This window comes from Pseudomonas sp. PDM01, from assembly GCF_014852325.1.
GTDB classification, from domain to species: domain Bacteria; phylum Pseudomonadota; class Gammaproteobacteria; order Pseudomonadales; family Pseudomonadaceae; genus Aquipseudomonas; species Aquipseudomonas migulae.
In genome coordinates, this window is sequence record NZ_JACVBK010000015.1 from 16,296 (window position 1) to 42,640 (window position 26,345).

The following is a 26,345-nucleotide window of genomic DNA, read 5'->3' on the forward strand; positions in this document are numbered from 1 at the left end:
ACAGGTGTGTGCGCATCGACATTTACCGGGAAATCACGTCGGGTGATCTCCCGGTTTTTTTGCATCAGGCAAACACGAAATACTTGCGCACGGTTTCAACCACTTCCCACGTGCCTTTCATCCCCGGCTCGATGACGAAAATATCACCGGCACGCAGATGGATCGGCTCCTTTCCTTCCGGGGTGATGATGCAGTAACCCTCGCGGAAATCGCAGTATTCCCACTTCACGTATTCCACATACCACTTGCCCGGCGTGCAGATCCAGGTGCCCATGATCTTGCTGCCGTCTTCGCTGGTGTAGGCGTTGAGGTTGACGGTGTGCGGATCGCCTTCGAGTTTTTCCCATTTGCAGGCGTCGAGCACTGGCAGCGGGTGGGTGTCGCGAAGAACGGTAATCGGTGCGGACATGATGACTCCGAGCGTGATGGAGAACTGAAGTCGCACCCTATCGGGCTTGGTGCGGCGTCAGTTGTCTGTGCTCGACATCGGGGTATCCAGAAACGCTGGATTCACTGTGCTCGCCATAAAAAACGCCCCGGCATTCATCGAATGCCGGGGCGTTTTTTTTACGCGATTACTGAGTCACTGACAGCTTTCGGTGCCTGGCCATGCGCAACCGATAGCAACCGTAGATGAGCAACACCCACACCGGCATGGCGTACACCGAGGCGCGCACCGGCGGGATCATCCAGATAACGCAGATGATCACGGCCATGAACGCCAGGCACAGGTAGTTGGTATACGGCGACCAGAACGCCTTGAAGCCTGGCACGATGCCGCGCTGGACCATGGCCTTGCGGAACTTCAAATGCGTGAGGCTGATCAGCGCCCAGTTGATCATCAAGGACGCGACCACCAGGGCAAACAACAACTCAAGCGCTTCATGCGGCGCGACGTAGTTGACCAGCACCGCCAGCATCGTGATCAACGCCGAAACGCCCAGTGCCAGCAATGGAACGCCCTGCTTGTTCAACTTCATCAGCACTTTGGGGGCGTCGCCTTGCTCGGCCAGGCCGTAGAGCATGCGGCTGTTGCAGTACACGCCGCTGTTGTAGACCGAGAGCGCGGCGGTGAGCACCACGAAGTTGAGGATCTGCGCGGCGGTGTCGCTGCCGATCAGGGCGAAAATCTGCACGAACGGACTGCCGCTGTAGGCGTCGCCCGAAGCGCCCAGTGTCTGCAACAGTTGGTCCCATGGGTACAGCGACAGCAACACGGTGAGGGCGCCGACGTAGAAGATCAGCACTCGGTAAACCACCTGGTTGATGGCCTTGGGAATGACCTTGCGCGGTTCGCTGGCTTCAGCGGCGGTGATGCCGACCAGTTCCAGGCCGCCGAAGGAGAACATGATGAACGCCATCGCCATCAGCAAACCGTTGGTGCCATTGGGGAAGAAACCGCCGTGGCTCCACAGGTTGCTCACCGATGCTTGCGGGCCGCCGGTGCCGCTGAACAGCATGTAGCAGCCCAGGAGGATCATGCCGATGATGGCCACGACCTTGATGATCGCGAACCAGAACTCCATCTCGCCGAACACTTTGACGTTCAGCGTATTGATCAGGTTGACCAGCACAAAGAACACCGCCGCGCTGACCCAGGTCGGCACCTCCGGCCACCAGAACTGCACGTACTTGCCGACGGCGGTCAGCTCGGCCATGCCCACCAGCACATACAGGACCCAGTAGTTCCAGCCGGACAGGAAACCGGCAAAGCCGCCCCAGTAGTTGTGCGCGAAGTGGCTGAACGAGCCGGCCACGGGTTCCTCGACAATCATTTCGCCCAGTTGGCGCATGATCAGGAACGCGATGAAACCGGCAATCGCATAGCCGAGGATCATCGACGGTCCGGCGGACTTGAGCACTCCGGCGGAGCCCAGGAACAGCCCCGTACCAATGGCGCCGCCCAATGCGATCAGTTGAATGTGCCGATTTTTCAACCCCCGCTTGAGCGTTGCCTGTTGCAAGATTTCATCCGCCATCTGGTTCCCTTTTGGTTGTTGTGGCCAGGCTTGATTTGAAAGGGCAGATATTACTCTTCGCAGCCTTCGTCATACAGGTGCCTGTTGGGCCAAACACTGGTTTTCAAAGGCTCCCGGCCCGGTTTGCAGCGCACAACGCGTCGAGCAAGGCTCTGGCGTAACCGGGCAGGCCAGCAAACGAGCGGGCGCACAGCAGCAGTTTGCGCTGCGCCCAGGCTTCCTGCAGGGCAACGTATTTGAACGGTTGATCGACGGCCCGGCGCTCGATCGCCGCCAGCGGCACGATCGCCAGCCCCGCGCCGCGAGCGACCATGCGAATCACCCCGTCGAAGCCTTCCGCACGGATGCGGATCTGCATGCGCACGCCCGCGTGCAGCGCCTGTTCTTCGAGGTACACCGCCAGTGCGCTGTTGGCGCTCAGGCCGACGTAATCGTGATGCAGCGTCTCGCTGAAGCTCGGTGTTGCGCCGTCAGCCAATGGATGCCCGGGCGGCATGATCAGCACCAGCGGATCGTCGCGAAAGGGTAGGGTTTCGAGGGCGTGGGTGTCGACGGCGTCAGAGACGATGCCAAGGTCCGCCGCACCCTGACGCAGAGCATGGACGATGCGCAGGCTCGGCAATTCCTGCAGATCAATGTCGAGGTTGGGATGGCGGCAGAGGAAGTCCGCCAGCACTTCCGGCAGGTACTCGGTGATTGCTGTGGTGTTGCATAACAAACGCACCTGACCTTTGACGCCTTTGGCGTATTCGGCCAGGTCCTGCTGCATGCGGTCGGCGTGTTGCAGTAGTAGTCGGGCGTGTTGCGCGAGGGCTTTTCCGGCGGGCGTGGGGGTGACGCCGCGACGACCGCGTTCCAGAAAGTCGATGCCGAGCGAAGCCTCCATCGCACGGATTCGCGCGCTCGCCGCCGCCAGGGATAAATGGCTGCGCACGGCGCCGGCGGTGATGTTGCCGGTGTCGAGGATGTTCAGGTAGAGGCGCAGGTCGGTCAGGTCGAAGTGCATGGGTACAGCCTCGGGAGGTGTGTTGACTGGGCAGCCGCCTTCGCGGGCAAGCCTCGCTCCTACAGGGTCACAACAGTGCAAATACCGCATTAACTGTAGGAGCGAGGCTTGCCCGCGAAGGCGTCAGCAGCAACAACGAAATCATCAGCCTCTATCAAAACAAGAGACACCCTCAGTATATGGCGAATTTTCACGCGGCCAATCCAGGCGCAGGATCAGCCCATGAATACACTCGCCACGTTCTACCAAAACCTTGGTCTGGCCCTTTCTCTGCTGGTCATCGCCACCTTCCTCCTGGCCGGCATGATCAAAGGCGTGATCGGCCTAGGCCTGCCAACCATCGCCATGGGTCTGCTCGGTCTGGCTATGGCGCCGTCGCAGGCTGCGGCGCTGCTGATCATTCCGGCGACCCTGACCAACGTCTGGCAATTGGCATTCGGCGGGCATTTGCATGGGTTGGTCAGGCGGCTGTGGCCGATGCTGCTGGCAATCTTCATCGGCACCGGTGCCGGGACGGTCTGGATCGGCATGACGGGTGGTCATTGGGTGGTGCGGGGGTTGGGCGCGGCATTGCTGCTTTATGCGTTGAGCGGTTTGTTCCTGCCGACTTTGCGCGTCAGCCGTCAGACCGAGCGCTGGCTCGGTCCACTGTGCGGCGTGCTGACCGGCGTCATCACCTCCGCCACTGGCGTGTTCGTGATTCCGGCGGTGCCGTATCTGCAAGCACTGGGTTTGAACAAGGATGAGCTGGTGCAGGCGCTGGGCCTGTCGTTCACCGTATCGACCCTCGCCCTCGCTGCCGGCCTGTTGTGGCGCGGCGCGCTGGGCGGTGGCGAATTAAGCGCGTCATTGCTGGCGCTGATCCCGGCGGTGCTCGGCATGTTGCTCGGGCAATGGCTGCGCCAGCGGATCAGCGCCGTGCTGTTCAAACGCGTGTTCTTCATCGGCCTCGGTGTGCTCGGCGGCCACTTGCTGATCAGCGGGTAGCGGACGACGGGCTGAGCATCTCGATGGCACGGATATCGAAATCCTGTTCCAGGAATTCGTCGCGCTGTTCGAGGAACTGCTTCATGTGCGGCAGGTTCGAGTGCACGTCGAGGTGCGCCTGGGATTGCCAGATCTCGAAGAAAATAAACAGCGTCGGGTCCTGTTTGTCGCGCAGCATGTGGTACTCGATGCAGCCCGGCTCGGCACGACTCGCTTCGACATAGCCGCGGAAGAACGCTTCGAAGGCGTCGGATTTTTCCGGGCGGGTTTTGGCGTGCAGGATGAAGCCTTGTATTTCACTCATCAGGAGTCTCCTCAAAGTCAGAATCGGCGCCAGTTTATGGCAACAATCGCCTGTTGATTCGTGCGTATAGGTCAAATGAATTTTGCGAATTCAGGACTTATTCCGCGCGAGGCCGGTCGCTAACCTGCCGCCATCCACTTTCTGACCCTTCCGAGATTCCTCATGAAAAAAGTACTGTTGCTCAATGGCGGCAAAAAGTTTGCGCACTCCGATGGCCGCTACAACACCACCCTGCATGAAGCTGCGTTGAGCGTGCTGGATCGTGGCGGCGTTGACATGAAAACCACGTTCATCGACGAGGGCTATGACGTCGCTGAAGAAGTTGCCAAATTCCTCTGGGCCGACGTGATCATTTATCAAATGCCGGGCTGGTGGATGGGCGCGCCGTGGACGGTGAAAAAGTACATCGACGAAGTCTTCACCGAAGGCTACGGCAGCCTCTACGCCAGTGACGGCCGCACCCGTTCCGATGCTTCGCAAAAGTACGGCAGCGGTGGTTTGGTGCAGGGCAAGCAATACATGTTGTCGCTGACCTGGAACGCGCCGCAGCAAGCTTTCGACGACCCGACCGATTTCTTCGAAGGCAAGGGCGTGGACGCGGTGTACTTCCCGTTCCACAAGGCCAACGAATTCCTTGGCATGACCGGTTTGCCGACATTCCTGGCCGTTGATGTGATGAAACGCCCGAACATCGAAGGTGATGTGGCGCGTTATGAGCAGCACCTGACCGAGGTGTTCGGCCTGAAGGCGTAAGGTTCGGCTACTATCGTCATCTGGAATCCGAACCTGTAGGAGCCGGCTTGCCGGCGATAGCAATCCTGAGGACGCCATCGCCATCAAGCTGGCTCCTACAAAAAGCGATAGGGAACACAGGTGAAAGCCAGATCCGATGAGTTGCAGATTTTCGTCTGCGTGATTGAGTGCGGATCGATTTCCGCTGCGGCCGAACAGGTCGGGCAGACGCCTTCGGCGGTCAGCCGCACGCTGTCGCGGCTGGAGGCCAAGCTCGATACCACGCTGATCAACCGCACCACGCGGCGCATGGACCTGACGGAGGAGGGCAAGTATTTCTTCGAGCACGCCAAACTGATTCTCGATCAGATGGAGGAACTTGAAGAACGCCTCAGTACACGTCAGCAAACCCCGTCCGGGCGTCTGCGGATCAACGCCGCCTCGCCGTTCATGCTGCACGCCATCGTGCCGTACATCGACGAGTTCCGTCGGCTCTACCCGGACATCCAGCTCGAACTCAACAGCAACGACCTGATCATCGACCTGCTCGAACAAAGCACCGACATTGCCATCCGCATCGGCACGCTGGCCGACTCGACCCTGCACGCCCGTTCGTTGGGTTGCAGCCCGCTGCACATCGTCGCCAGCCCGGCTTACCTTGAGCAACACGGCACACCGTTGGTGGTCGAGGACCTGAGCGGGCACGCGCTGTTGGGCTTCACCCACAATGAAGGCCTCAACCAATGGCCGCTGCGTTATGTGCATGGCGATCGCTGGCCGATTCAGGCGTCGATCAGCGCGTCCAGTGGCGAGACGATCAGGCACCTGGCGCTGGAAGGTCAGGGCATTGCCAGCCTGTCGCATTTCATGACCATCGAAGACATCCGTGCCGGGCGCCTGAAAGTGCTGCTGGCGGATTTCAACAGCGGTTATCGCCAGCCGATCAACGCGGTGTATTACCGCAACTCGCAACTGGCCCTGCGGATTCAGTGCTTCCTGGACTTTATCCAGGGCAAATTGGCGGTGTACGCGAATGCGGATTTTGAAGGTTGATTCATGATTCCTGCGCAAGAGTGAATTGGGTCAACGGGGATTTTTCAGTCGTGATGACTGCTTGATACTCGTTGCATCACTTATTCAGGCAGGGAGTTTCTCCATGAACGTATTCGTTACCGGCGCTGCAGGTTTCATCGGTGGCTCCATCGCTACGGGCCTGGTTCGCGCTGGCCACAAGGTCACCGGCCTGGTGCGCAGCAGCGAACAAGCCAATGAACTGAGCGCGTTGGGCATCACGGCGGTGATCGGCACTCTTGACGACAGCGCACTACTGGCCGAACAGGCCCGCGCTGCCGACGCCGTGATCAACGCCGCCAGCAGCGACCATCGCGGCGCGGTGGAAGCCTTGGTCAATGCCTTGCGCGGTTCCAACAAGGTGTTCCTGCACACCAGTGGTTCGAGCATCGTCGGCGATGCGTCGGGCGGCCAGTTCGGCGACGCCATTTATTACGAAGACACGCTGCCGGAGCCTACTGTCGACAAGGCGGCCCGCGTGGCCATCGACAACCTGATCCTCGACGCGGCGAACGACGGGGTGAACTCGGCGGTCATCTGTAACACGCTGATCTACGGCCACAGCCTGGGCGTCAATCGCGACAGCGTGCAGTTGCCGCGCCTGCTGAAACAGGCTCGCAAAAGTGGCGTGGTTCGGCATGTCGGCACCGGCCAGAACATCTGGTCCAACGTGCACATCGAAGACGTGGTGTCCCTGTACTTGCTGGCGCTGACCAAAAACGTACCGGGCACGTTCTATTTCGTTGAGAGCGGTGAAGCGTCGTTCGTCGACATGACCACGGCGATTGCCCAGGCGTTGAATCTCGCTGAGCCGCAAGACTGGCCGCTGAAAGAGGCCGAAGCCGAGTGGGGTTATGAAATGGCCAACTACGGTTTGGGTTCCAACAGCCGGGTGCGCGGCAAGCATGCGCGGGAGTTGCTGGGTTGGGTGCCGAAGCGGACTTCGGTGGTTGAGTGGATTCTTAACGAGATGGTGTGAGTTCGCTTTAGACCGCGTCATCGTTCTTCGCGGGCAAGTCGGATCGCCGCACCGCTCGCTCCTACAGGGGTTGTGTCGCTCACAAAATGGGTGAACGACACAACCCCTGTAGGAGCGAGGCTTGCCCGCGAAGGCGTCTTCAGCACCACCACAACTGGCCGGGTCACCCTCAATTCCGTACCATCCGCCCCCTCTTTCCCAGTTGTGTCAGCTCCCCCATGAAAGCAAACCGTCTGCGCGCCGATGTCCTGGCCGGGCTCACCACATCCTTCGCCTTATTGCCAGAATGCATCGCCTTCGCGCTGGTGGCTCACCTCAATCCGCTGATGGGCCTGTACGGCGCGTTCATCATTTGCACCCTGACCGCGCTGTTCGGTGGTCGGCCGGGCATGGTGTCGGGCGCGGCCGGTTCGATGGCCGTGGTGATCGTCGCGCTGGTGGTGCAGCACGGTGTGCAGTACTTGCTCGCGACGGTGTTGCTGGGCGGGTTGATCATGCTGGCGTTCGGGTTGCTGAAGCTCGGCAAACTGGTGCGGATGGTGCCGCATCCGGTGATGCTCGGCTTCGTCAACGGCCTGGCGATCATCATCGCGCTGGCGCAACTGGAACACTTCAAGAGTGGTGACAACTGGCTCAGCGGCTCACCGCTTTATGTGATGAGCGGATTGGTGGCGCTGACGATGGCGATCGTCTATCTGCTGCCGCGCCTGACCCGCGCCGTGCCGCCAGCGCTGGTGGCGATTCTGGGCGTCGGGCTGGCGGTGTATCTGCTCGGTTTGCCGACTCGCACCCTGGGCGACATGGCGCACATCGCCGGTGGCTTGCCGACGCTGGCCTTGCCAGACATTCCATGGACGCTGGACACCCTGCGCATCATCGCCCCCTACGCGATATTGATGGCGCTGGTCGGCCTGCTGGAAACCCTGTTGACCCTGAACCTGACCGACGAAATCACCGAGAGCCGTGGCTTCCCGGATCGTGAGTGTGTGGCGCTGGGCGCGGCCAACATGGTCTCCGGTGTGTTTGGCGGCATGGGCGGCTGCGCGATGATCGGCCAGACCGTGATCAACCTCAGCTCCGGCGGCCGAGGTCGGCTTTCCGGCGTGGTGGCCGGCGTGCTGATTCTGCTGTTCATTTTGTTTTTGTCGCCGCTGATCGAGCGCATTCCGCTGGCCGCACTGGTCGGGGTGATGTTCGTGGTGTCACAGCAAACCTTCGCCTGGGCTTCGCTGCGGGTGGTCAACAAGGTGCCGCTGAACGATGTGCTGGTGATCGTCGCCGTGACGGTCATCACGGTGTTCACCGACCTGGCCACCGCCGTGCTTTGCGGGATCATCATTGCAGCGCTCAACTTTGCCTGGCAGCAGGCCCGCGAGCTGTATGCCGACAGTCACCTCGAAACCGACGGCAGCAAACTTTACCTGCTGCATGGCACGCTGTTTTTTGCCTCGACTACACCGTTTCTCAACCAGTTCGATCCTGCCAACGACCCGTCCGTGGTGACGATTGATTGTCGTCACCTGAGCTTCGTCGACTACTCGGCCATCGCGGCGCTGAAGACCCTGCGCGAACGTTACGCCAAGGCGGGCAAGCATCTGCGGGTGTTGCACCTGTCCGAACGCTGCAAGAAGTTGCTTAAGCGCGCTCGGGTGAGTCACGACTGATCTATCAACCCTCTGGGCTGCGGCCATTCCCTGTAGGAGCGAGCCTGCTCGCGAAAAACGTTCAGACAACGCGTTGATTCAGGAAGTGCGCGTTATCGTTGACGGCCATCGCCGGCAAGCCGGTCTCGCTCCTACAGGGGAATGGATGAAAGTTCGCCTGCCTGATTTTCATATTCACCGACCTCGCATACCTCTGCGCGACATCCCTTACCCCTGCACGAAAATTACTTTCACCTCGTTTGAGTTTCGCGCTTCGAAATGTTTTAAGAGTTTCACAAAACTGTCGACGTGACCCTTTCGAGGAGTACCGCATGACCCTGTCCTTCGGCTATTGGCTGCTGGTATATGCCGCCATCGCCATCATCGCGCTGATCGTTCTGATCGCCCGTTACCGGCTTAATCCCTTCATCGTCATCACCCTGGTCTCCATCGGCCTGGCGCTGCTGGCCGGCATGCCGCCGTCCGGCGTGGTTGGCGCCTACGAGGCCGGTGTCGGCAAGACCCTGGGGCATATCGCGCTGGTGGTGGCGCTGGGCACGATGCTCGGCAAGATGATGGCCGAGTCCGGCGGCGCCGAGCAGGTGGCGCGCACCTTGATCGACCGTTTTGGCGAGAAGAACGCGCATTGGGCCATGGTGTGCATCGCGTTTCTGGTCGGGCTGCCGCTGTTCTTCGAAGTCGGTTTTGTGTTGCTGGTGCCGATTGCCTTTACCGTGGCGCGCCGGGTCGGCGTGTCGATTCTGATGGTCGGTTTGCCGATGGTCGCCGGGCTGTCGGTGGTGCATGCGCTGGTGCCGCCGCACCCGGCGGCGATGCTGGCGGTGCAGGTGTATCAGGCGTCGGTCGGGCAGACGTTGATGTATGCGATTTTGATCGGCATTCCAACCGCGATCATCGCCGGTCCGCTGTACGCCAAATTCATCGTGCCGCGCATTCAACTGCCGGCGGAAAACCCGCTGGAACGGCAGTTCCTTGAGCGCGAACCGCGCGACAGTCTGCCGGGTTTCGGCATCACCATGGCGACCATTCTGTTGCCGGTGCTGTTGATGCTGATCGGCGGCTGGGCCAACCTGATCTCCACGCCGGGCAGCGGTTTCAACCAGTTTTTGCTGTTCATCGGCAACTCGGTGATCGCGCTGTTGCTGGCGACCCTGCTGAGCTTCTGGACCCTCGGCCTCGCCCAAGGCTTCAACCGCGAATCGATCCTCAAGTTCACCAACGAATGCCTGGCACCGACCGCCAGCATCACCTTGCTGGTCGGCGCCGGCGGCGGCTTGAACCGGATCCTGGTGGACGCCGGGGTCACCGACCAGATCGTCAGCCTGGCCCACGAATTTCACCTGTCGCCGCTGCTGATGGGCTGGCTGTTCGCCGCGCTGATGCGCATCGCCACCGGTTCCGCCACCGTGGCCATGACCACCGCCTCCGGCATTGTCGCGCCGGTGGCCATTGGTCTGGGTTATCCGCATCCGGAGTTGCTGGTGCTGGCGACGGGCGCCGGGTCGGTGATCTTTTCCCACGTCAACGACGGCGGCTTCTGGTTGATCAAGGAATACTTCAACATGAGCGTTACCCAGACGTTCAAGACCTGGACCGTGCTGGAGACCATTATTTCGTTGGTCGCCTTCGCGCTGACCGTGGGTCTTTCTTACCTGATTTAATCGGAGCCGCCTGCCATGGACATCCTCTACCAGATCCGCGCCCGTCAGGATTCCTTCAGCGCCGGCGAAGGGCGCATCGCGCGGCTGATGCTCGACGACGTAGGATTTGCCTCTGCTGCCAGCCTCGACGAGCTGGCGCTGAGAGCGGAAGTCAGCACCGCCACGCTGTCGCGTTTCGCCCGCACGGTGGGTTGCCGCGACTTGCGCGACCTGCGCCTGCAACTGGCGCAGGCCAGCGGCGTCGGCAGCCGTTTTCTCGACCCGGCGGGCACGCCCGATCAGTCGGCGTTCTATGGGCAGATTGTGGGCGATATCGAGTCGACGTTGCGTCAGCACTTGTCGGCGTTCGACGAGTCGCGCTTCGCCGACGCGGTGAAACTGTTGGGCAAGGCGCGGATGATTCATGCCTTCGGCATGGGCGGTTGCTCGACCTTGTGCAGCGATGAACTGCAAGTGCGGCTGGTGCGCTTCGGCTACCCGATTTCGGTGTGTCACGACCCGGTGATGATGCGGGTCACCGCAGCCAGCCTCAGTGCCGAGCACGTGGTCATCGTCTGTTCGCTGACCGGCATCACCCCCGAGTTGCTCGAAACGGTGGAACTGGCCCGCAACTACGGCGCAAGAATTTTGGCCATCACACGCAGCGACTCGCCGTTGGCGCAACTGGCCGACATCGTGCTGCCACTGCAAAGTGCGGAAACCTCGTTCATCTACAAACCCACGGCGGCGCGCTACGGCATGCTGCTGGCCATCGACGTGCTCGCAACCGAGCTGGCGCTGGCCAATCCTGAAGACAATCAAGAACGTCTGCGGCGGATCAAACTCGCCCTCGACGATTACCGCGGCGGCGACGATCACTTGCCGCTGGGAGACTGACATGATGTACGACACGCTGATTCGCAACGCCCTGATCATCGACGGCAGCAACGCCCCCGGTTACCCCGCCGACGTGGCGATTCTGCATGGCCGCATCGAGCGCATCGGCGACCTGCACGACGCCACCGCCACCGAAGAAATCGACGCCGCTGGCCGAGTGCTGGCGCCGGGTTTCATCGACGTGCACACCCACGACGACACGGTGGTGATCCGCCAGCCGCAAATGCTGCCCAAGCTCAGCCAGGGCGTGACCACGGTGATCGTCGGCAACTGCGGGATCAGCGCTTCGCCGGTGAGTTTGAAGGGCGATCCGCCAGACCCGATGAACCTGCTCGGCACCTCGGCGGCCTTTGTTTACCCAACATTCCGCGACTACCGCGCGGCGGTCGAAGCGGCAAACACCACGTTGAACGTCGCCGCTCTGGTCGGCCACACCGCGTTGCGCAGTAATCACCTCGACGACCTGTTTCGCACGGCCACGCCGGATGAAATCAGCGCGATGCGTGAGCAACTGCGCGAAAGCCTTGAAGCCGGCGCGTTGGGTCTGTCCACTGGTCTGGCGTACGCCAGCGCGTTCTCGGCGTCCACCGATGAAGTGATGCAACTGACCGAAGAACTGACCGCGTTCGGCGCGGTGTACACCACCCATTTGCGCAGCGAATTCGAGCCCGTGCTGGAGGCCATGGACGAGGCGTTCCAGATCGGCCGTCATGCGCAATCACCGGTGATCATTTCCCACCTCAAATGTGCCGGCGCCGGTAACTGGGGGCGGAGTCCGCAACTGCTGGCCTCACTTGAAGAGGCCGCGAAAACCCACCCGGTGGGCTGCGATTGCTATCCCTACGCGGCGAGCTCTTCGACCCTGGACCTCAAGCAAGTTACCGATGCGCACCGCATCACCATCACTTGGTCCACGCCGCACCCGGAACTCGGTGGCCGCGACCTGATGGATATCGCCGCCGAGTGGAACGTTCCGCTGCTGGAAGCCGCTCGCCGGCTGCAACCGGCTGGCGCGGTGTACTACGGAATGGACGAGTCGGACGTACGAAGCATCCTCGCGCATCCGCTGTCGATGGTCGGCTCCGACGGCTTGCCGGAAGACCCGTTCCCGCATCCACGTTTGTGGGGCGCTTTCCCACGCGTCCTCGGACATTTCAGTCGCGATGTCGGGCTGTTTCCGCTGCACACCGCGGTACACAAAATGACCGGGTTGTCCGCAGCGCGATTCGGCTTGAAGAAGCGCGGCGAAATCCGTGAAGGGCATTGGGCGGACCTGGTGCTGTTCGATCCTGCAACGATTCGTGATGTCGCGGATTTCAACGATCCGCAGCGGGCGGCAGAAGGCATCGACGGGGTGTGGGTCAACGGTGTGTTGAGTTACAGCGAAGGGCTGGCGAACGGGAAACGGGAAGGGCGGTTCCTGGCGCGGGAAGGCGATTTGCGTGACGGTTTTCAGAGCCTCCACAAACCCCTGTAGGAGCCAGGCTTGCCGGCGAAAGCGATCAGCCAGTCGACAAATCTTTTGAACTGCTTCACGTGGTGGCACATTGCAATTAAAGAAAGCCATCGCCAAGCCGAAGCGCTGACACTAGCCCGGCTACACTCTGGGCCTTACCAGTCTGGGAGCAACTTGATGAGCTTCGGCAAAACCACCCCGATCCTGCGGATTTTCGACGAAAACAAGGCCGTGGAGTTCTACGTCGACTTCCTCGGTTTCAAGATCGACTGGCAGCACCGTTTCGAGCCGAATTTCCCGCTGTACCTGCAAGTCTCCCGCGGCGAATGCGTGTTGCACCTGTCGGAACATCACGGCGACAGCACACCGGGCTCGGCGCTGCGCATCGAGACCGATGAGCTGGAGGCGTTTCAGCAGCAATTGCTGGCCAAGGACTACACGTTTTCGCACCCACAGATTCAGGCCATGCCGTGGGGCAGCCAGGACATGACCATCGCTGATCCGTTCGGGAATCGGTTGGTGTTTACCAATGCGATTAGTGTGTAACGCGGCAGGAAAAATCACGCCTCGTGATAGTGTCGTCCGTTCAATTTCGACGAGCACAGGAGGCGCTTATGGCCAGCATTACCATTGGCAATCTTGATTCGCAGCTCTACGAGCAATTGCGAATCGCGGCAGAGAGTAATTGCCGTTCAGTTGAAGAGGAGGCTCTCTTCATCTTGAGGAAAGCGCTCGACTGCGGTTTGGGGACTCGAATCAATAATCGATTCAGAGAGAGTGGCGGTATCGAATTAAATCTACCCCTTCGTTAAGGCGGTGAAGGCGAGGCTAGGGGCTGACCCCAGGTATCCGTTGTCTCTTCGATTGCATTCGCGGGCAAGCCTCGCTCCTACAGGGTTGATGTTGTTCAGATGATTTTCCGAACGACATCAATCCTGTAGGAGCGAGGCTTGCCCGCGAATGGGCCTTTGCTTCACCGCAAAGTGAACGTCAAACCCTGAAGTGACTCACCATCATCTGCAACTGATTACCCAACCGCGCCAGTTCAACACTGGATTTAGCGGTTTCGTCGCTGGCAGCGGCGGTCTGTTCGGACACGTCGCGTACGTTGATGATGCTGCGGCTGATCTCTTCGGCCACGGCGCTTTGCTGTTCGGCGGCGGCAGCGATCTGCTGGTTCATCGACTGGATGTTGGACACCGTGCGGGTGATGTTTTCCAGTGACACACCGGCCTTGCGGGTCAGGGCGACGCTGCTGTCGGTGAGGGCGCGGCTGTTGTTCATCACGGCGGACACTTGTTGCGTGCCGTTCTGCAAACCGGCCACCAGGCCTTCGATTTCCTCGGTGGATTTCTGCGTGCGCTGGGCCAGGCCACGCACTTCGTCGGCCACCACGGCAAAACCGCGACCGGCTTCACCGGCACGTGCCGCTTCAATGGCAGCGTTGAGCGCCAGCAGGTTGGTCTGTTCGGCCACGGCCTTGATCACGTCCATGACGCTGCCGATCTTGTCGCTTTCGTGTTGCAGCACGCTCATGGCTTCGGTGGAACGCACCACTTCGCTGGCCAGGCGCTCGATCTGGGCGATGGCTTCGTTGACCACTTTGTCGCCTTCGCGGGCTTCGCCGTCGGCGGCGGCCGCTGCTTGTGAAGCTTCTTCGGCATTGCGCGCGACTTCCTGCACGGTGGCGGTCATCTCGTGCATGGCGGTGGCCACCTGATCGGTCTCGATCTTCTGGCTGTTAACGCCGGCGCTGGTCTGGCCGGTCACGGCGGATAACTCTTCGGCGGCGCTGGCGATCTGGGTAACGCCGTCGCGGATACCGCTGATCAGGTCACGCAGGGTCACGCCCATGCGCGCGATGCCTTGTTGCAAGACGCCGAGTTCATCGCGGCGCGTCACTTTGACATCCTGGGACAGGTCGCCGCCGGCGATGCGCTCGACCACTGCCAGCGTGTCGCGCAGCGGGCGGGTGATCTGACGGGTGATGATGACGGCGGCAATGATCCCGACCAGCAACGCCAGCAAGGTGCTGATCAGTTGCAAGGTGCGCGCCTGGGCGCTTTCGGCGTCACGACGGTCGAGCTGGATCTGATACAGCTGCTCACTCAGGGTCACGATGGCGGCGCCCTGATCGGTCATTTCCTTGCGCGCCTGCACAGCATCGTTGCTCGCGGCCTTATAGGCCTGCAAAGCGCTGCGGTAATTGCTCAATGCCGTTTCCAGCTGACGCAACTCGTCCAGCATGGTGTCGGCGAATTGCACGTTGAGTTGTTTCAGGCTGGCGATGGCCGCGTCCAGTTGGCCGACGGCTTTCTGCTCGGTCTCGGCGTTGGTGGTCGCGGTATAACCGCGCACTTCGTAGCGGGCCAGCATGAACGCTTCCTTGGCGGCGGTGATGGCCTGGAATTGTTCGAAGCGCTGATCGCTCAACGGCATTTGTTGTACGCGGGTACTGATGGCGTTGATCAGCGAATTCGCGTTTTCCGCGTTGGCGCCCATGGCGTCGCGCGCGCTGTTGCCGGCGCGGTAGGCGCTGCGCATTTTGTTCAGGGACGTTTTGTACGCGTCAATTTGCGTACCTTGCTCTTTGAGCAGCTTGAGGTTTTCCGGGCTCTTGAACTTCACCAGCAGCGCTTGTTGCTGAGCGGCAAACGCATCCAGGGTGGTCTGGACGTTCTGCGCGGTGGTTTCATCGCCGTTGGTCAGCATGTATTGCAAGCGAACCACACGCAGTTTGGTCAGGCCGGCATTGAGCTGGGTGATGTCGCTCATCCAGTTGCTGCGGTCAATCAGGCTGCCCAGGCTCGTCCAGCCGGTCAGGGCGAGGACGCAGGTCAGTGCCAGGACCAGGCCAAACCCCAGGCCCAGTTTCATGTTCACGCTGATGTTTCCGAACCAGCTATTCATCAAATTCCTCCAGGAACGTTGCGCTTTTGGTCGTCGGTTGGCTGGAAGATTGTTGTTTTTGGTAGCCAAGGGTGTGTAGCAGGTCTGTATCGGCAGCAATCGCGAGAGCTGAAAGGATTTTGTCAGACGGTTCTGTAACAAAAGTTTTTGCAGGGGGCTTAAGCTTTTTTTCACATGGGTTTCACCGGCTGCCGACGCGAGCCTCTCTACCCTCGCGGCATCGAATGTAAGTGATGCATGCCGGTGAGGCGGCCTGATGTGGAATTGAGACTGAGTCTGTTCGGGGTCAAACGCTCGATTGATCTGAGCCGTTTTACCCGCTATCGAAACACCGCAGTGGTACTCGCCTCGGCGCTGTTGGTGATCCCGTTGACCGTCTGGCTGTTGCGGCCTGCCGCCGTTCCGGACCTGGCCCATGGCAATGTCTCGGGCGCCCGGGCGTTGTTATCCGGTTGGGCCAAGGGCGACATGATTGTGCTGGTGCGCCATGTCGAGCGCTGCGATCACTCGACGGCCGCGTGTCTGACGGGCAATGACGGCATCACGGATCGTTCGCGCAGCGTCGCCGTGAGTGTCGGTGCGCAATTCGAAAGGCTCGGCCTGGGCGAGGCTGACATTTACAACAGCCCGATGATGCGGACCGCACAGACGGCCTCCTACATGTTCAACAAGGTGAGTACTCATGAGGAGTGGTTGATCAATTGCAAGGGCACTATGTTGCGTGACGCGCTGGCGCACAAAGTGCCAGGGCGTAATCTGATTTTGGTGACCCACAGTGAATGCATGGCGCAGATCGAAAAAGGCCTCAAGCTGCCGACGGCCACTCTTGGCTATGGCTCCTCTTTGTTTATCTCCGCCGAATCGCTACAGGCGCCGCGAATGCTTGGTTACATCGAAGCTTCCGACTGGCGCTCGGTGACCAGCCAATGAGTAATCCCATGCGTTTTTACTACTTCAACTTCGGTATCCCACTGGCCTGCGCAGCCGTCGTTTTTCTGATGTTCGACATGACCAAAATCGACATCGCGTTCAGTAATCTTTTTTTTGATCCGCTGACCCAGACCTTCCCGCTTGACCAGATTCACTTCTTTGAAAAACTCACCCATAAATGGGCGCGCATCATTCCGAACTGGACTGCTGAAATTGCCTTGATCGGCGCGATGCTGTCGTTTGTCTGGCCGCTGATCAACCCGCAAAAGCGTCCGCGTCTTGGCCTATTCCTGGAGCGGAGCAAAGCCGCTCCGGTGCTGAAGTTTGCCTATGACCATCGTCGGGATTTTCTGTTTGTGGTGTTCGCGTTTGCCATTTGCACCGGGGTGATCCATTTCCTCAAGGCGCACACCAGCGTGTATTGCCCAATTGAAACGACCCTGTATGGCGGGAAAATTGCCCACATGGAGTGGTACGAAAACTTCCAACTGTTCAGGGAAGCGGGTGAGGGGCGCTGCTGGCCGGGCGGGCATGCTTCGGGCGGGTTCACCATGCTGGCGTTGTACTTCGTGGCGCGCCGCTATCGCTGGCGCTATTCGAAAGCGCTGATGTACGGCTCGCTGCTGCTCGGTTTTGTCTACGGCACGACGCGGGTCCTGCAAGGCTGGCACTACATGTCCCACACGTTCTGGGCCGGGATCTTCGTGTGGCTGGCGTGTTTGCTGACGGCGTTGGCGTTTTATGGGCGAGCGCGGCTGGATGTGCCGGTGGATCAGATGACATCACTGTCGGCTGGCCGTCCGTCATCGCGAGCAGGCTCGCTCCCGCAAGGGAACGCGGTCCAGTGTGGGAGCGAGCCTGCTCGCGATTAACGATGACGCGGTATGCCTGCCTACTCCTGCGGATCAACGTTATCCAGTGCCTGGTTCACTGCCAGCTCCGCCAGCATGATGATCTGCGCAATGGCCAGCGCGGTGTTGCGCTGTGAACCGTCGAGGTAGGTGGCTAAATCGCTGGTCATGACGCTGGCGGATGCCAATGACTCGCAGGCATGGGCGAGGAGGTTTTCAGTGCCGATGTCGGGAAGGATCGTGAAGAAGGGGCTGGGGCGGTATGGGGAGGTAGTCGGGGGATCGGGGATTAATTTGTCCATACAAATTTTCCTTTTGCGTTGGAGCCGCCGCTTGCCGTTTCTCACGCGGCTAAGAGGTGGCAGCTATGTGCGGGGTGAGAAAACCGGTCATGGACACCCGGGCCAGACCAAAGTCTGCCCGCACACAGCCGCCATAACGCATTTGCGGACAGCGGATAAGCTGGCGCGATTATGCGGTTACAGGCTCTGTATGACCATAAGTTGCCAGGTTCTCACACCCGATCACTGAGTTTTCAGTGACAAGCAAAGACTAAAGAGCCCGCTTCCGAGCAACAACCTTAAAAATCTGTGGGCGTTTTCTTCGTTTTTGGTAGGAGATGTCCTGCAATGACGACGACATTTTTATCGACAGTGAAGCCGCCATCGCGAGCAGGCTCGCTCCTACAGGCGACTGCGGTCGTACGCGTAATCCGTGAGCAAAGTCATCAAGCGGATGGCGTACGGCTACCGGGACAGCGAATTCTTTTTCATGAAGACCAAGAGCGTCTTTCCCGGTAATCCGTGAAGAACCAAAAAAAAGCCCGCGGGAGGGCGGGCAAACCGTAGTTTCTTGAATGAGCGAGCGCAATGTACCGGTTGCCGGGGCGCGATGGGGTGAAGAAAAATTCATCTGCGCCGCGGCAAAGTCGGGGCTTACGGCAAATGATCGGCCGCAAAGTCCGCCTCCGACCGTGCCCGCAAACGCCCCTTGCGACAGGCTTGCTGGAAGCGTTCGAAGTCTTGGTCATTCTGTTCGGTATAGGATTTCGCATACTTGAACAGCGCATCGGCCAGTGCATCGCTTTTGCCGATATAACCGCTGATCTGCGCGGCATGCCCGGACGATTTGGCATGTGCACGGGCGAGGGCGCGGCCGCAGATTCGGCCATAGGCGGCAAAGGCTTCGGCGTCGAAGGTTTCCAGTTCGGCGGAGATTTTCATGTCGCGCAACTGACGCACGTAAAAATGGCGACCGTTGGGGCCGGTGGTCCAACCGAGGAACAGATCACTGGCGGACTGCATCAGCCGTTGGCCATCGACCACGCGCTGACCGTTATGCCGCACGCGAGACTTGGCCTTCACGTAATCGGCGAGCACCGACCGCCGTGCTTCCTTGAATTGCAGGAACAACGGGAACTCTTGCTCGTCAGTCAGCAGCGCCACCAGGCAGCGCGTGCCGACACTGCCGACGCCGACCACTTTGAACGCCAGGTCCTGAACATTGAAGCGCGACAGCAGCCCGCGCCGGTCGGCTTGCAGGGTCATCCGATATTCATTCATGAACGTCTCGTAGAGCGGTCGCCAGTCCGCGAGCCGCAGCCAGTCATCGTCGGCATCCAGCAGCGTGGTGTTTTTGTGCAGATGGAAAATTTCCGGCAGGTCATCGCGAATGATCAGACGGCCTGCGGCGTCACGTTCACTGATTTTCGGCAACAATTCGGCATGGGTGCGGCGTTCGGCTTTGGCGATGGCGCGCTCCACGTGCTCCAGCGTGGCTTTACTCGCCTGTTGCCGCAGATCGTCATAACTGATGGACTCGTACCAAGTCTCCAACGCACTTTGCTCCGCGCACTCGAGCATCGTTTGCTGATACGCGGCGACCACTTCGCGGCAGACGTTTTCTTCCACGGTTTCGCCATGGCGCAGGTCACGGGCGGCCACCATGAAACTCGCCACCAGACGTTTGACATCCCACTCCCAGGGGCCGGGATGGACCTCATCGAAGTCATTGACGCTGAACAGCAGGTTGCGCTCTGGCGTGGCGAAACCGCCGAAGTTCATCAAGTGACTGTCACCGCAGATCGTCGACACCAGACCCATGTTCGCCGTGCCGGCCAGGTCGTGAGCCTGCAACAGCGCGTTGCCGCGATAAAAGGTGAATGGCGACACCAGCATGCGGCCGTAGCGCAACTCGACCAGAGAATTGACCCGTCCCTCGCTGGAGCGCTTGATCAGTGGCAGCGGGTCACGATTGGTTTTTCCGGTGGCCGCTTGAGCACTGCGAGGGCAGTTTTTTCGAGCGTCCTTGCCTTGCTTCAAGCGGTCTTTGAGGGTGGTCATGGCGACTCTGCGTTGTGGGCTTGTGCGGATTGAGTGTAGGAGGGCCATGAAACTTCGTTCATAGAAAAAAACGCGGAAAGCGTATGAATCGTGGCCTCACGCAAGCGAAACTCGCCGAACTTGCCCGATTGACGCGGCGCAAAGTCATTGCTGTGGAGAAGGGCGCTCTTTCGGTGAGCATGCTTGCTTACTGAAGGGCGGTAATTCGCCTTGGCCGAGGCTTCTTTGGTTACGGGTTCACGCTGTCGTTGCTGGTGTGCGTTGTTGGGGCTGCAACGACTGTCCACGGCGCTGGAAGACCTGGAGTACGACACGTTGATGTAGTCTCGTTGGCGATTCTACTGGCACAAAAAAAGGCACTGGGAAAACCACCAGGAGCCTTTTTCTGAGCCAGGACATTACGTCGACCGAGAGTGGTGGGAGCTCAACAAAAAACACGACCAGTATGAGTAGACGTCCGGATCGTGGTACTGTTTTAACAGCCGGCTGATACCGAAATATTTTAGAAAAACAATAGGTGGAGTGCAGGGCTTTATTGTAAAGTATCGTCTAATTTAATAGTTGTTAAAAAAATAACAGTGGTCGAATTGCAGCAAAGGATGTCGTCATGCTGGTTGTCTTTGTGGAAGAAATGGTGGAAGTTTGTGATTGATTTTAAAGTTAAGCCAGTCATGAATTCGAAGTGCCTGATTTTAGCCGGCTCTTTCGCTCTGGTCACTTGTTTTGTATTGTTGCTTTGTTCATTGTTGTTTCCGATATGGGAAACAAATGATGATGTTGCAATGTCGATGATCGCTCATGGTTACGGTATTGCATCCAGTGGTTCTCCACCGACTCTTATGTTTTCAAACGTTTTGTGGGGGTACTTTGTACGATTTATTCCGGAAGTTAATGGTGTATTAGGTTATTCCATTGCTACCATGGGGACTCTGGTTGTAGTTGGGGCGTTTATTGTTAATGGGCTGTTCCGGCTTGGCGTGAGTTACTTGGGTTGTTTGTCTGTTTTGATACTTTTGCTTGCGCGCCCAACACTTTTTCCTCAATTCACCATTAACTCTGGTTTTTTGATGGTGGCCGCATTTGTCTGCTGGCATTTGTATGAGAGGGAACGTGATTTTCGAATGTTGGTGTACGGCTGTGTTCTAGCCTTTTTTAGCTATATGATTAGAAGTCATGAATTTTTGCTGGTGCTTCTCGTTGCATGGCCGCTACTTCGCTGGAAAAAAATACTTTTACTAAAACAGGCGAAAATTTCTTTTGTTGTTCTCGCTTTGGCGGTGGCAGTAGCAGCCTTCATCGACCACCGAGCCTATCAGGGCGACGAATGGGGAGCATTCAGTGAGCTTAACCCGGCGCGCGCCCCTTTTACGGATTTTGGTGCTGCAGAAAACCTTAAGCAGCGGCAGGATATTCTATCGCACCATGGTTACAGTTCTAATGATGTAAGCCTGATAGAAAACTGGTTTTTTGTGGATTCAGTTGTTGCAAAGCCACAAGTATTACAGGCAATGCTGGACGAGTTGGGTGCCGTGCCGACTCAGGACATTGCACTGGGTAACGGTTGGCTAGGAATCCAGGTCTTGTGGCATCCTGTGCTCTTGGTTTCTGTATTGGCTGCGTTATCGTTGCTATTAATCAGGCCAAGTTGGCGATTGGCGGTAAGTTGGGGTTTGTGTGTTTCTGCGATGTTTGCATTTGGGTTGTTGGGGCGCCCTGGGATCTTGCGGGTATATGTTCCACTTGTCGGCTTGCTGTTAATTGCTCCGTTTTTTACTGTGATGGCTTCGGGGTGGCGCAAGAAGTTGAGTGTCGCTATCCCGCTTGTGGCTGCGTTGATCACGGTGGTAAATTTATATCCGGAAGTTGAAGGCTCAAAAAATAGAATAGTAGCAGCCAGTGAATCTTTTCACGACTTCCCTGATTACCCGATAGTTGTATGGGGGGTTGGCGTACCCTTTGAAGCTATTTATCCTGTAATGGGCGCTGCAACGACGGCGATGCAGTATCAGTTTTACGGTCTGGGCGTTTCTACGCTTGCGCCTTTTTCAGTCGCTTTTTCAGAGACTGCAGGAGGCCGAGGGATGGTTGATAAACTCCTGGATAAGGCTGGAGTGCCCGTGATATCCAGTGAAAAGATGCTTGAGTATCTTGATATTTATTGCGGTGAGCATCATGGAGGTGTCTTGAAATATTTAAGCACACAACAGTTCGGTCCTTATGTACTGAATAGGGTCCGATGCGAAATCCTGAAGTAGTCGTGGGTCATGTACTCATCAAGTCGTTTGCTATGGCGCACCGCGTATGGAGGTGTGGCGTTTTAGGTGGTTGGCCGAATCGAATGGAGAGCGCCCAGGTAAAAAAGCCGTAAAAATTCAATTTCCCGAGGATTTACGGCTTTCTTTTTTTTCAGCGACAACGCGTGATCAAGGCGTTGCTATAGCCAACCATTGTGACTGATGGCGATGTGGGGGGGAGATGTTGCAGCGAATGCGCGATCCTGAAGAGGCGCTGCTCCTTTCGTCAGGCTGCCTGGCGACTGATCAACGAGCGAAGCCCAACCATGCGGACACAAAAAAGGCACTTGCGATAATCGCCAAGTGCCTTTTTTGTCTAGCTTGTTTGGTGGAGCCGGGGTAATCTGAATTGATTCTGTATCGTATTGATTTTTATTGATTATTTTTGGTTAGATTTTCTATTGGAATACCTTATGGAATACCATTCGCGAATCTTTTTAAATTCCTGCCTTTACGTCGACCAAAGCTCAATTCCACAGCTGTACTTCGGATTTCGCCTTTGAGCGGAACCAACGGCTACTGATAGCGATTGCTGGCGCTTGGTTCATTCCTTCACTCGCTCTGGCGAGTCGGCGCGTGCCTTATTGCTGTCGCTTACGGCAAACTGCGCTCGTGCTCCAACTCCTCAACCCAATCCTCGCCATCGGGAGACGCCTCGGCGTAAGCGAGCCTACGATTCTGACGCAGAGTCGTCAGGGAAGCCTGCTTGAATTGTTTACCTGTGCGCACGTCCAGCCTTGGCGACGGCGGCTCAGGGGCTTAATGTGCGCGGAAATTCGCAAACACGGGGCTGACCGTAGCTCAATGAAGGGCTGGAACTTGGATGTAAAAAGTGCTCTGGCCGATTGATGCCAATGCGACATAGAAGGATCCGGCAAATTGTATGAAACCTTCAAAGAACTCGAGGAGCAATCATGACATGGGTCATCCCTGAGGCCACCGCTTACGGCGGCATCCTCTTGAACTCCGGTGGTCAGGTTCTCCTGCGCGAGCCAGCCAATCATTACGATGGGTATGTCTGGACATTCGCCAAAACGCGGCCCGAGGGTGATGAGAAACCGGAGCAAACGGCTCGTCGTGGAGTGCGCGGAGAGGTTGGGCACGATGCGAAGGTTATAGGCGTACTACCAGGTGTCTATAGGGGTGGGACCACGACCAACGCATATTTCTTGATGATTTCCGACCATGGGCATGGTTCGGTCAGTCAAGAGACCCAAAGCATTCGCTGGGCAAGCTACGAAGAAGCACGGGTGTTGATAAAAATGACCACCAACCACGTAGGCCGGCAGCGTGACCTGCAGATACTCGAGGCCACTCAGCGGTGGCTGGAGGTCAATTACAAAGGTGTGATTGCGTTTGAGCAAAGCGGCTCAAGCGGGTGGGTCATCAAAGGAGACTGGATGACCGAGGAAATGCCGGATCGTTTTGTGACCTTGCCCTTGGATTTCTATCTTGGGCCTAAGGACGCTGAGGCGATCCGCAAAGGTTACATTCCGTCTGCGATGGAAGAGAAATGGTTTAGCTATTTTGTGGACAACAAGCTTTACCAGCACCGGAGCTGGACAGGCTTCTTGATTGATAGCATCAGTTTTGTCGAGGAGCGGGGGGGATTGCGCGCGGTGCAGGCGGATGTGAATAGGCAGCGCGAGCAGTACTCACAAACAGACGATGCAGAAGATGTCGCTCGGATTGAACTGATGGTTCGCAAATTGGCTGAGCAGAATCAAAGTTTTCGACACTGATCAAATCGCAGAGGGGCTGGAGGGGATTTGTACAGTAGTCGAAGAGCACACACCCGATAAGCCTATCGGATCTTTCAGGTCAGGGATCCATTGATCGCGTCCGGCTTTACGACGGTCAAGGCTCAGGCTAAGGTGCTGGCATAAGGACATGATTTTCTAACATTTGTCCACGGAAGGTTCCTGTATCAGTCGTAGTGAAACTACCGCCCTTCCTTTCCGACTTTGTTGTGCCCTGAAAAACGCGTGCCGAGCAAGGTGCTGTCATCGATCACCAACGGGATTGGCGATTGACGCATCAATGTGGTTGTTGCATGCGTCCCGAACATCAAAAAATTGCTAAATTGAAGGCGGAAAGTATGGATTTTTCGACGCTGTTGCATCTATGGGGTGCAGCAAGCTCCGAGCAGCTGATCGCGCCAATAACGGTAGTTGGCTTCGTTTTCATTTTGTGCGCTTGGTACTTTGTCCGTTATTTTTGTCCATCTTTCAAACTTAGCAGTCAGCTGAAAAAACTGACTAAACGTGTGCACGGTGTGAAAGCGCTCGCCCCGTCTCAACGGCGCTCTGAATTGGAGCAACTGTTCAATGGAAGCAAGCTGGAGCACTCCTGGCACGAATACGCTGAAACGCTGCACGACCAGTTTGAGTTTCAAGAAGGCGAACAGGTTCTTGTCCGGTCGCGCGCCACCGCCGGAGCCGCGCATTTTTTCTCACCTCAAAGCGTGGTTGATACCCCGCTGGGAACCGAGTTTTATAAACACCTGCCTGGTATTTTGACCGGCATCGGTATTGTCGGAACCTTCTTCGGCTTGATGCTAGGCCTACAGCATTTTGATCCAAGCACCCCTGAGCAGGTAAATGCCAGCGTCGATAAGCTGCTCAAGGACGTGTTGTTTGCGTTCATCGGCTCCTTTATTTCAATCATGGCCTCTATAGCCGTCACGATTACTGAAAAGTGGCGTCTGGGCCAATGCTACAGGCTTCTTGAAGCGTTCAACGAAACCATCGACGGGCTTTTCGACAGCGGTGTCGGTGAGGAATATCTAGCGGAGCTTGTGCGCTCGAGTGCTGAAAGCTCCGTGCAAACCCGTCAGCTCAAGGACAGCCTGGTAACCGATCTGCGGGAAATGCTGCAGAACCTCGTTGATACCCAAGTCCGCGAAAGCCTCAAATTAGCGGATACCTTGTCAACGACCTACCGTGACTCTGGGCAGTTGTTGGCCGATCAGGTAAGCAGTGCGATTGAGAACAGTCTCAAATCCCCCCTTGAAGCTATCGCGGGTGCGGTTCAGGCCGCCAGTGGCGACCAGTCAGGGCAAGTACAGAACCTTCTTCAGGATGTTCTAGTTGCCTTCATGAACAAGCTGGAAGGTACGTTCGGCCAACAGTTCAACGGTCTACACGAACTGATGGGGCAGTCCGTTGCCGCCATGCAGTCGATGCAGCAAGGCTTTTCGACGCTGATCCAAGATATGCGTTCGGCTAGCGAGTCCTCGACCCAAAACAGCTCGACTATGATCGCTCAGTTACTCTCCGATATGCAGGCCGGACAGAACGCCATGCAAGCGGGGATGAACGAGATGCTCGCCAATCTCCAGGCTTCGGTTGCCCGTATCGGCAACGAAGGGGAGGGGGCAGGTGCTCGAATGGCCGAGCAGTTGGAGAAGTTGTTTGCTCAAAGCGAGGCTCGCCAACAGGCAATGGCTGAGAATCTCCAGGCTTTTGTTGAGTCGATCAAGCAGAACATCGGCCAAGGTCAACAGGAAACCATGGCGAAAATTGCGGGCTCCGTTGAGGTGCTGGGTGAGCAACTCTCGGCAGTCTTCAAGCAATTGGAGCACGGCCAGCAGCAGATGGATCAAACCACCCGCGCTGCACAGGCTGACCTGCATCAAGGCACCCGTGACTTGGTGGGCGGTCTTGACGAACAGGTCAAGGCGTTGCTGCAAACAGTGTCAGAGCAACAGAAATCTGCGCAGGACACCGTTAAGGCATTGAGTGCCCAAACAGAGCAGCATTTGCAGAGCATGCAGCTAGGCGCAGACAAGATGCGGGCGGCGGCTGAGCGGTTTGAAACGGCCGGACAAAGCGTTGCGCGTGCCAGTGAGTCGACTGCGGGGCTGATGGGCACAGTCCAGGGCGCAGGTACTGAGCTTGCACAGGCATCACGTGAGTTGAACACCGTGGTCGCGGACTATCGAAACAATCGTGAAGCGCTGGCGAAAACTCTCGCGGTCATCGAAGGGGTTGTCGCAAGCGCGCAAGGGGAGGCCAGCGGCCGCAGCCAGTATCTCCAGGACCTGAAGGTGCAAAGCGAGCGGATGCAGGCGCTTAACCGTGAAGTTTATGAATACCTGGAAAACATCAGTGGTGTGTTGGGTAACGGCTTTAAAGAGTTCGGTGATGGTATGGATCGGACCTTGAGACAAACGCTGGGTAGTCTGGATGCCGAGCTCGATAAAGCAGTCAAGAGCCTCGCTGGCGGTGTAGAAGGGGTCAAGGAAAGTCTCGAAGACTTCGGCGACATCATGGAACGAATCAGGCAGTAACGGAGGCTAGTC

Annotated in this window: 22 protein-coding genes and 3 pseudogenes; 17 read left to right on the forward strand and 8 right to left on the reverse strand. The window is 57.9% G+C overall.

What is annotated here, in order from left to right:
- Nucleotides 1–64: 64 nt before the first annotated feature.
- From IB246_RS27800 to IB246_RS27810, 3 genes are all read right to left on the reverse strand, one after another.
- Nucleotides 65–409 carry a cupin domain-containing protein gene (locus tag IB246_RS27800; RefSeq protein WP_008024653.1) on the reverse strand — a complete coding sequence of 115 codons (345 nt, stop codon included), beginning with the start codon at nt 407–409 and terminating at the stop codon, nt 65–67.
- Between the two features lie 166 nt (nt 410–575).
- Nucleotides 576–1,979, reverse strand: a complete 1,404-nt coding sequence (locus tag IB246_RS27805) for an amino acid permease (RefSeq protein ID WP_008024654.1) — start codon at nt 1,977–1,979, stop codon at nt 576–578.
- Nucleotides 1,980–2,082: 103 nt separating this feature from the next.
- Nucleotides 2,083–2,985 carry a LysR substrate-binding domain-containing protein gene (locus IB246_RS27810; protein ID WP_008040817.1) on the reverse strand — a complete coding sequence of 301 codons (903 nt, stop codon included), beginning with the start codon at nt 2,983–2,985 and terminating at the stop codon, nt 2,083–2,085.
- Nucleotides 2,986–3,207: 222 nt separating this feature from the next.
- Here IB246_RS27810 and IB246_RS27815 point away from each other — a divergent pair, with 222 nt between their 5' ends.
- Nucleotides 3,208–3,972, forward strand: coding sequence for a sulfite exporter TauE/SafE family protein (locus IB246_RS27815; RefSeq protein ID WP_008040819.1), 765 nt, complete (start codon nt 3,208–3,210; stop codon nt 3,970–3,972).
- Here the strand turns inward: IB246_RS27815 and IB246_RS27820 are convergent.
- Nucleotides 3,962–4,276, reverse strand: a complete 315-nt coding sequence (locus IB246_RS27820) for a putative quinol monooxygenase (protein ID WP_008024657.1) — start codon at nt 4,274–4,276, stop codon at nt 3,962–3,964. The two genes, IB246_RS27815 and IB246_RS27820, sit on opposite strands and share 11 nt — an antisense overlap.
- Before the next feature lie 162 nt (nt 4,277–4,438).
- Here IB246_RS27820 and IB246_RS27825 point away from each other — a divergent pair, with 162 nt between their 5' ends.
- From IB246_RS27825 to IB246_RS27865, 9 genes are all read left to right on the forward strand, one after another.
- The gene (locus IB246_RS27825) at nt 4,439–5,029 is read left to right on the forward strand and encodes an NAD(P)H-dependent oxidoreductase (protein ID WP_008040820.1); all 591 of its coding nucleotides are present in this window, start codon (nt 4,439–4,441) and stop codon (nt 5,027–5,029) included.
- Between the two features lie 120 nt (nt 5,030–5,149).
- Nucleotides 5,150–6,061: a LysR family transcriptional regulator gene (locus IB246_RS27830; RefSeq protein WP_008040821.1), complete on the forward strand. Its 912-nt coding sequence runs from the start codon at nt 5,150–5,152 to the stop codon at nt 6,059–6,061.
- A 103-nt stretch (nt 6,062–6,164) separates the two neighbouring features.
- Nucleotides 6,165–7,058, forward strand: a complete 894-nt coding sequence (locus IB246_RS27835; RefSeq protein WP_008040822.1) for an NAD-dependent epimerase/dehydratase family protein — start codon at nt 6,165–6,167, stop codon at nt 7,056–7,058.
- A gap of 218 nt (nt 7,059–7,276) precedes the next feature.
- Nucleotides 7,277–8,722 carry a SulP family inorganic anion transporter gene (locus tag IB246_RS27840; RefSeq protein WP_008040823.1) on the forward strand — a complete coding sequence of 482 codons (1,446 nt, stop codon included), beginning with the start codon at nt 7,277–7,279 and terminating at the stop codon, nt 8,720–8,722.
- 311 nt (nt 8,723–9,033) lie between these two features.
- Nucleotides 9,034–10,383, forward strand: coding sequence for a gluconate:H+ symporter (locus tag IB246_RS27845; RefSeq protein ID WP_192227665.1), 1,350 nt, complete (start codon nt 9,034–9,036; stop codon nt 10,381–10,383).
- 15 nt (nt 10,384–10,398) lie between these two features.
- A complete protein-coding gene (locus tag IB246_RS27850; protein WP_008029861.1) occupies nt 10,399–11,259 on the forward strand; it encodes a MurR/RpiR family transcriptional regulator in 861 nt (286 codons plus the stop codon).
- 1 nt (nt 11,260) lies between these two features.
- Complete coding sequence (locus tag IB246_RS27855; RefSeq protein WP_008036567.1) at nt 11,261–12,736, forward strand: N-acyl-D-amino-acid deacylase family protein; 1,476 nt, start codon at nt 11,261–11,263, stop codon at nt 12,734–12,736.
- Nucleotides 12,737–12,892: 156 nt separating this feature from the next.
- Nucleotides 12,893–13,261 carry a glyoxalase superfamily protein gene (locus tag IB246_RS27860; protein ID WP_008036566.1) on the forward strand — a complete coding sequence of 123 codons (369 nt, stop codon included), beginning with the start codon at nt 12,893–12,895 and terminating at the stop codon, nt 13,259–13,261.
- Between the two features lie 68 nt (nt 13,262–13,329).
- Nucleotides 13,330–13,527 (forward strand): FitA-like ribbon-helix-helix domain-containing protein, encoded by a 198-nt coding sequence (locus IB246_RS27865; protein WP_008036564.1) that lies wholly within the window; start codon nt 13,330–13,332, stop codon nt 13,525–13,527.
- A 178-nt stretch (nt 13,528–13,705) separates the two neighbouring features.
- On the opposite strand, the gene IB246_RS29140 is transcribed toward IB246_RS27865, so the two are convergent.
- Both IB246_RS29140 and IB246_RS29145 read right to left on the reverse strand, forming a co-directional pair.
- Nucleotides 13,706–14,569, reverse strand: a complete 864-nt coding sequence (locus tag IB246_RS29140; RefSeq protein ID WP_411736724.1) for a methyl-accepting chemotaxis protein — start codon at nt 14,567–14,569, stop codon at nt 13,706–13,708.
- A 42-nt stretch (nt 14,570–14,611) separates the two neighbouring features.
- Nucleotides 14,612–15,625, reverse strand: a pseudogene (locus IB246_RS29145) (methyl-accepting chemotaxis protein); the annotation flags it as partial.
- A gap of 258 nt (nt 15,626–15,883) precedes the next feature.
- Between IB246_RS29145 and IB246_RS27875 the strand changes: the two are divergent.
- The gene (locus tag IB246_RS27875; RefSeq protein ID WP_008036560.1) at nt 15,884–16,555 is read left to right on the forward strand and encodes a histidine phosphatase family protein; all 672 of its coding nucleotides are present in this window, start codon (nt 15,884–15,886) and stop codon (nt 16,553–16,555) included.
- Nucleotides 16,556–16,563: 8 nt separating this feature from the next.
- Nucleotides 16,564–17,427, forward strand: coding sequence for a phosphatase PAP2 family protein (locus IB246_RS27880; protein ID WP_008036558.1), 864 nt, complete (start codon nt 16,564–16,566; stop codon nt 17,425–17,427).
- A 20-nt stretch (nt 17,428–17,447) separates the two neighbouring features.
- On the opposite strand, the gene IB246_RS27885 is transcribed toward IB246_RS27880, so the two are convergent.
- Entirely contained in the window at nt 17,448–17,708 is a 261-nt protein-coding gene (locus IB246_RS27885; RefSeq protein ID WP_008029850.1) for a DUF6124 family protein, read from the reverse strand.
- Between the two features lie 633 nt (nt 17,709–18,341).
- Nucleotides 18,342–19,748: a DUF2252 domain-containing protein gene (locus tag IB246_RS27890; RefSeq protein ID WP_008036555.1), complete on the reverse strand. Its 1,407-nt coding sequence runs from the start codon at nt 19,746–19,748 to the stop codon at nt 18,342–18,344.
- A gap of 83 nt (nt 19,749–19,831) precedes the next feature.
- On the opposite strand from IB246_RS27890, the pseudogene IB246_RS28810 reads away from it, so the two are divergent.
- From IB246_RS28810 to zorA1, 5 genes and pseudogenes are all read left to right on the forward strand, one after another.
- Nucleotides 19,832–19,939: pseudogene (locus IB246_RS28810) on the forward strand (transcriptional regulator); the annotation flags it as partial.
- 18 nt (nt 19,940–19,957) lie between these two features.
- Nucleotides 19,958–20,072 (forward strand): annotated as a pseudogene (locus IB246_RS28815) (hypothetical protein); the annotation flags it as partial.
- A gap of 320 nt (nt 20,073–20,392) precedes the next feature.
- The gene (locus IB246_RS27895; protein WP_157222752.1) at nt 20,393–22,003 is read left to right on the forward strand and encodes a hypothetical protein; all 1,611 of its coding nucleotides are present in this window, start codon (nt 20,393–20,395) and stop codon (nt 22,001–22,003) included.
- Nucleotides 22,004–22,956: 953 nt separating this feature from the next.
- Nucleotides 22,957–23,784: an NUDIX hydrolase gene (locus IB246_RS27900; RefSeq protein ID WP_192230223.1), complete on the forward strand. Its 828-nt coding sequence runs from the start codon at nt 22,957–22,959 to the stop codon at nt 23,782–23,784.
- Between the two features lie 356 nt (nt 23,785–24,140).
- Nucleotides 24,141–26,333: a type I Zorya anti-phage system protein ZorA1 gene (gene zorA1, locus IB246_RS27905; protein WP_047579510.1), complete on the forward strand. Its 2,193-nt coding sequence runs from the start codon at nt 24,141–24,143 to the stop codon at nt 26,331–26,333.
- Nucleotides 26,334–26,345 lie beyond the last annotated feature (12 nt).

Coding starts and splice junctions, on each gene's coding strand:
- IB246_RS27800 (WP_008024653.1), bottom strand. CDS start 409: ATGTCCGCACCGATTACCGTTCTTCGCGACACCCACCCGCTGCCAGTG.
- IB246_RS27805 (WP_008024654.1), bottom strand. CDS start 1,979: ATGGCGGATGAAATCTTGCAACAGGCAACGCTCAAGCGGGGGTTGAAA.
- IB246_RS27810 (WP_008040817.1), bottom strand. CDS start 2,985: ATGCACTTCGACCTGACCGACCTGCGCCTCTACCTGAACATCCTCGAC.
- IB246_RS27815 (WP_008040819.1), top strand. CDS start 3,208: ATGAATACACTCGCCACGTTCTACCAAAACCTTGGTCTGGCCCTTTCT.
- IB246_RS27820 (WP_008024657.1), bottom strand. CDS start 4,276: ATGAGTGAAATACAAGGCTTCATCCTGCACGCCAAAACCCGCCCGGAA.
- IB246_RS27825 (WP_008040820.1), top strand. CDS start 4,439: ATGAAAAAAGTACTGTTGCTCAATGGCGGCAAAAAGTTTGCGCACTCC.
- IB246_RS27835 (WP_008040822.1), top strand. CDS start 6,165: ATGAACGTATTCGTTACCGGCGCTGCAGGTTTCATCGGTGGCTCCATC.
- IB246_RS27840 (WP_008040823.1), top strand. CDS start 7,277: ATGAAAGCAAACCGTCTGCGCGCCGATGTCCTGGCCGGGCTCACCACA.
- IB246_RS27845 (WP_192227665.1), top strand. CDS start 9,034: ATGACCCTGTCCTTCGGCTATTGGCTGCTGGTATATGCCGCCATCGCC.
- IB246_RS27850 (WP_008029861.1), top strand. CDS start 10,399: ATGGACATCCTCTACCAGATCCGCGCCCGTCAGGATTCCTTCAGCGCC.
- IB246_RS27855 (WP_008036567.1), top strand. CDS start 11,261: ATGATGTACGACACGCTGATTCGCAACGCCCTGATCATCGACGGCAGC.
- IB246_RS27860 (WP_008036566.1), top strand. CDS start 12,893: ATGAGCTTCGGCAAAACCACCCCGATCCTGCGGATTTTCGACGAAAAC.
- IB246_RS27865 (WP_008036564.1), top strand. CDS start 13,330: ATGGCCAGCATTACCATTGGCAATCTTGATTCGCAGCTCTACGAGCAA.
- IB246_RS29140 (WP_411736724.1), bottom strand. CDS start 14,569: ATGGGCGTGACCCTGCGTGACCTGATCAGCGGTATCCGCGACGGCGTT.
- IB246_RS27880 (WP_008036558.1), top strand. CDS start 16,564: ATGCGTTTTTACTACTTCAACTTCGGTATCCCACTGGCCTGCGCAGCC.
- IB246_RS27885 (WP_008029850.1), bottom strand. CDS start 17,708: ATGGACAAATTAATCCCCGATCCCCCGACTACCTCCCCATACCGCCCC.
- IB246_RS27890 (WP_008036555.1), bottom strand. CDS start 19,748: ATGACCACCCTCAAAGACCGCTTGAAGCAAGGCAAGGACGCTCGAAAA.
- IB246_RS27900 (WP_192230223.1), top strand. CDS start 22,957: ATGACATGGGTCATCCCTGAGGCCACCGCTTACGGCGGCATCCTCTTG.
- zorA1 (WP_047579510.1), top strand. CDS start 24,141: ATGGATTTTTCGACGCTGTTGCATCTATGGGGTGCAGCAAGCTCCGAG.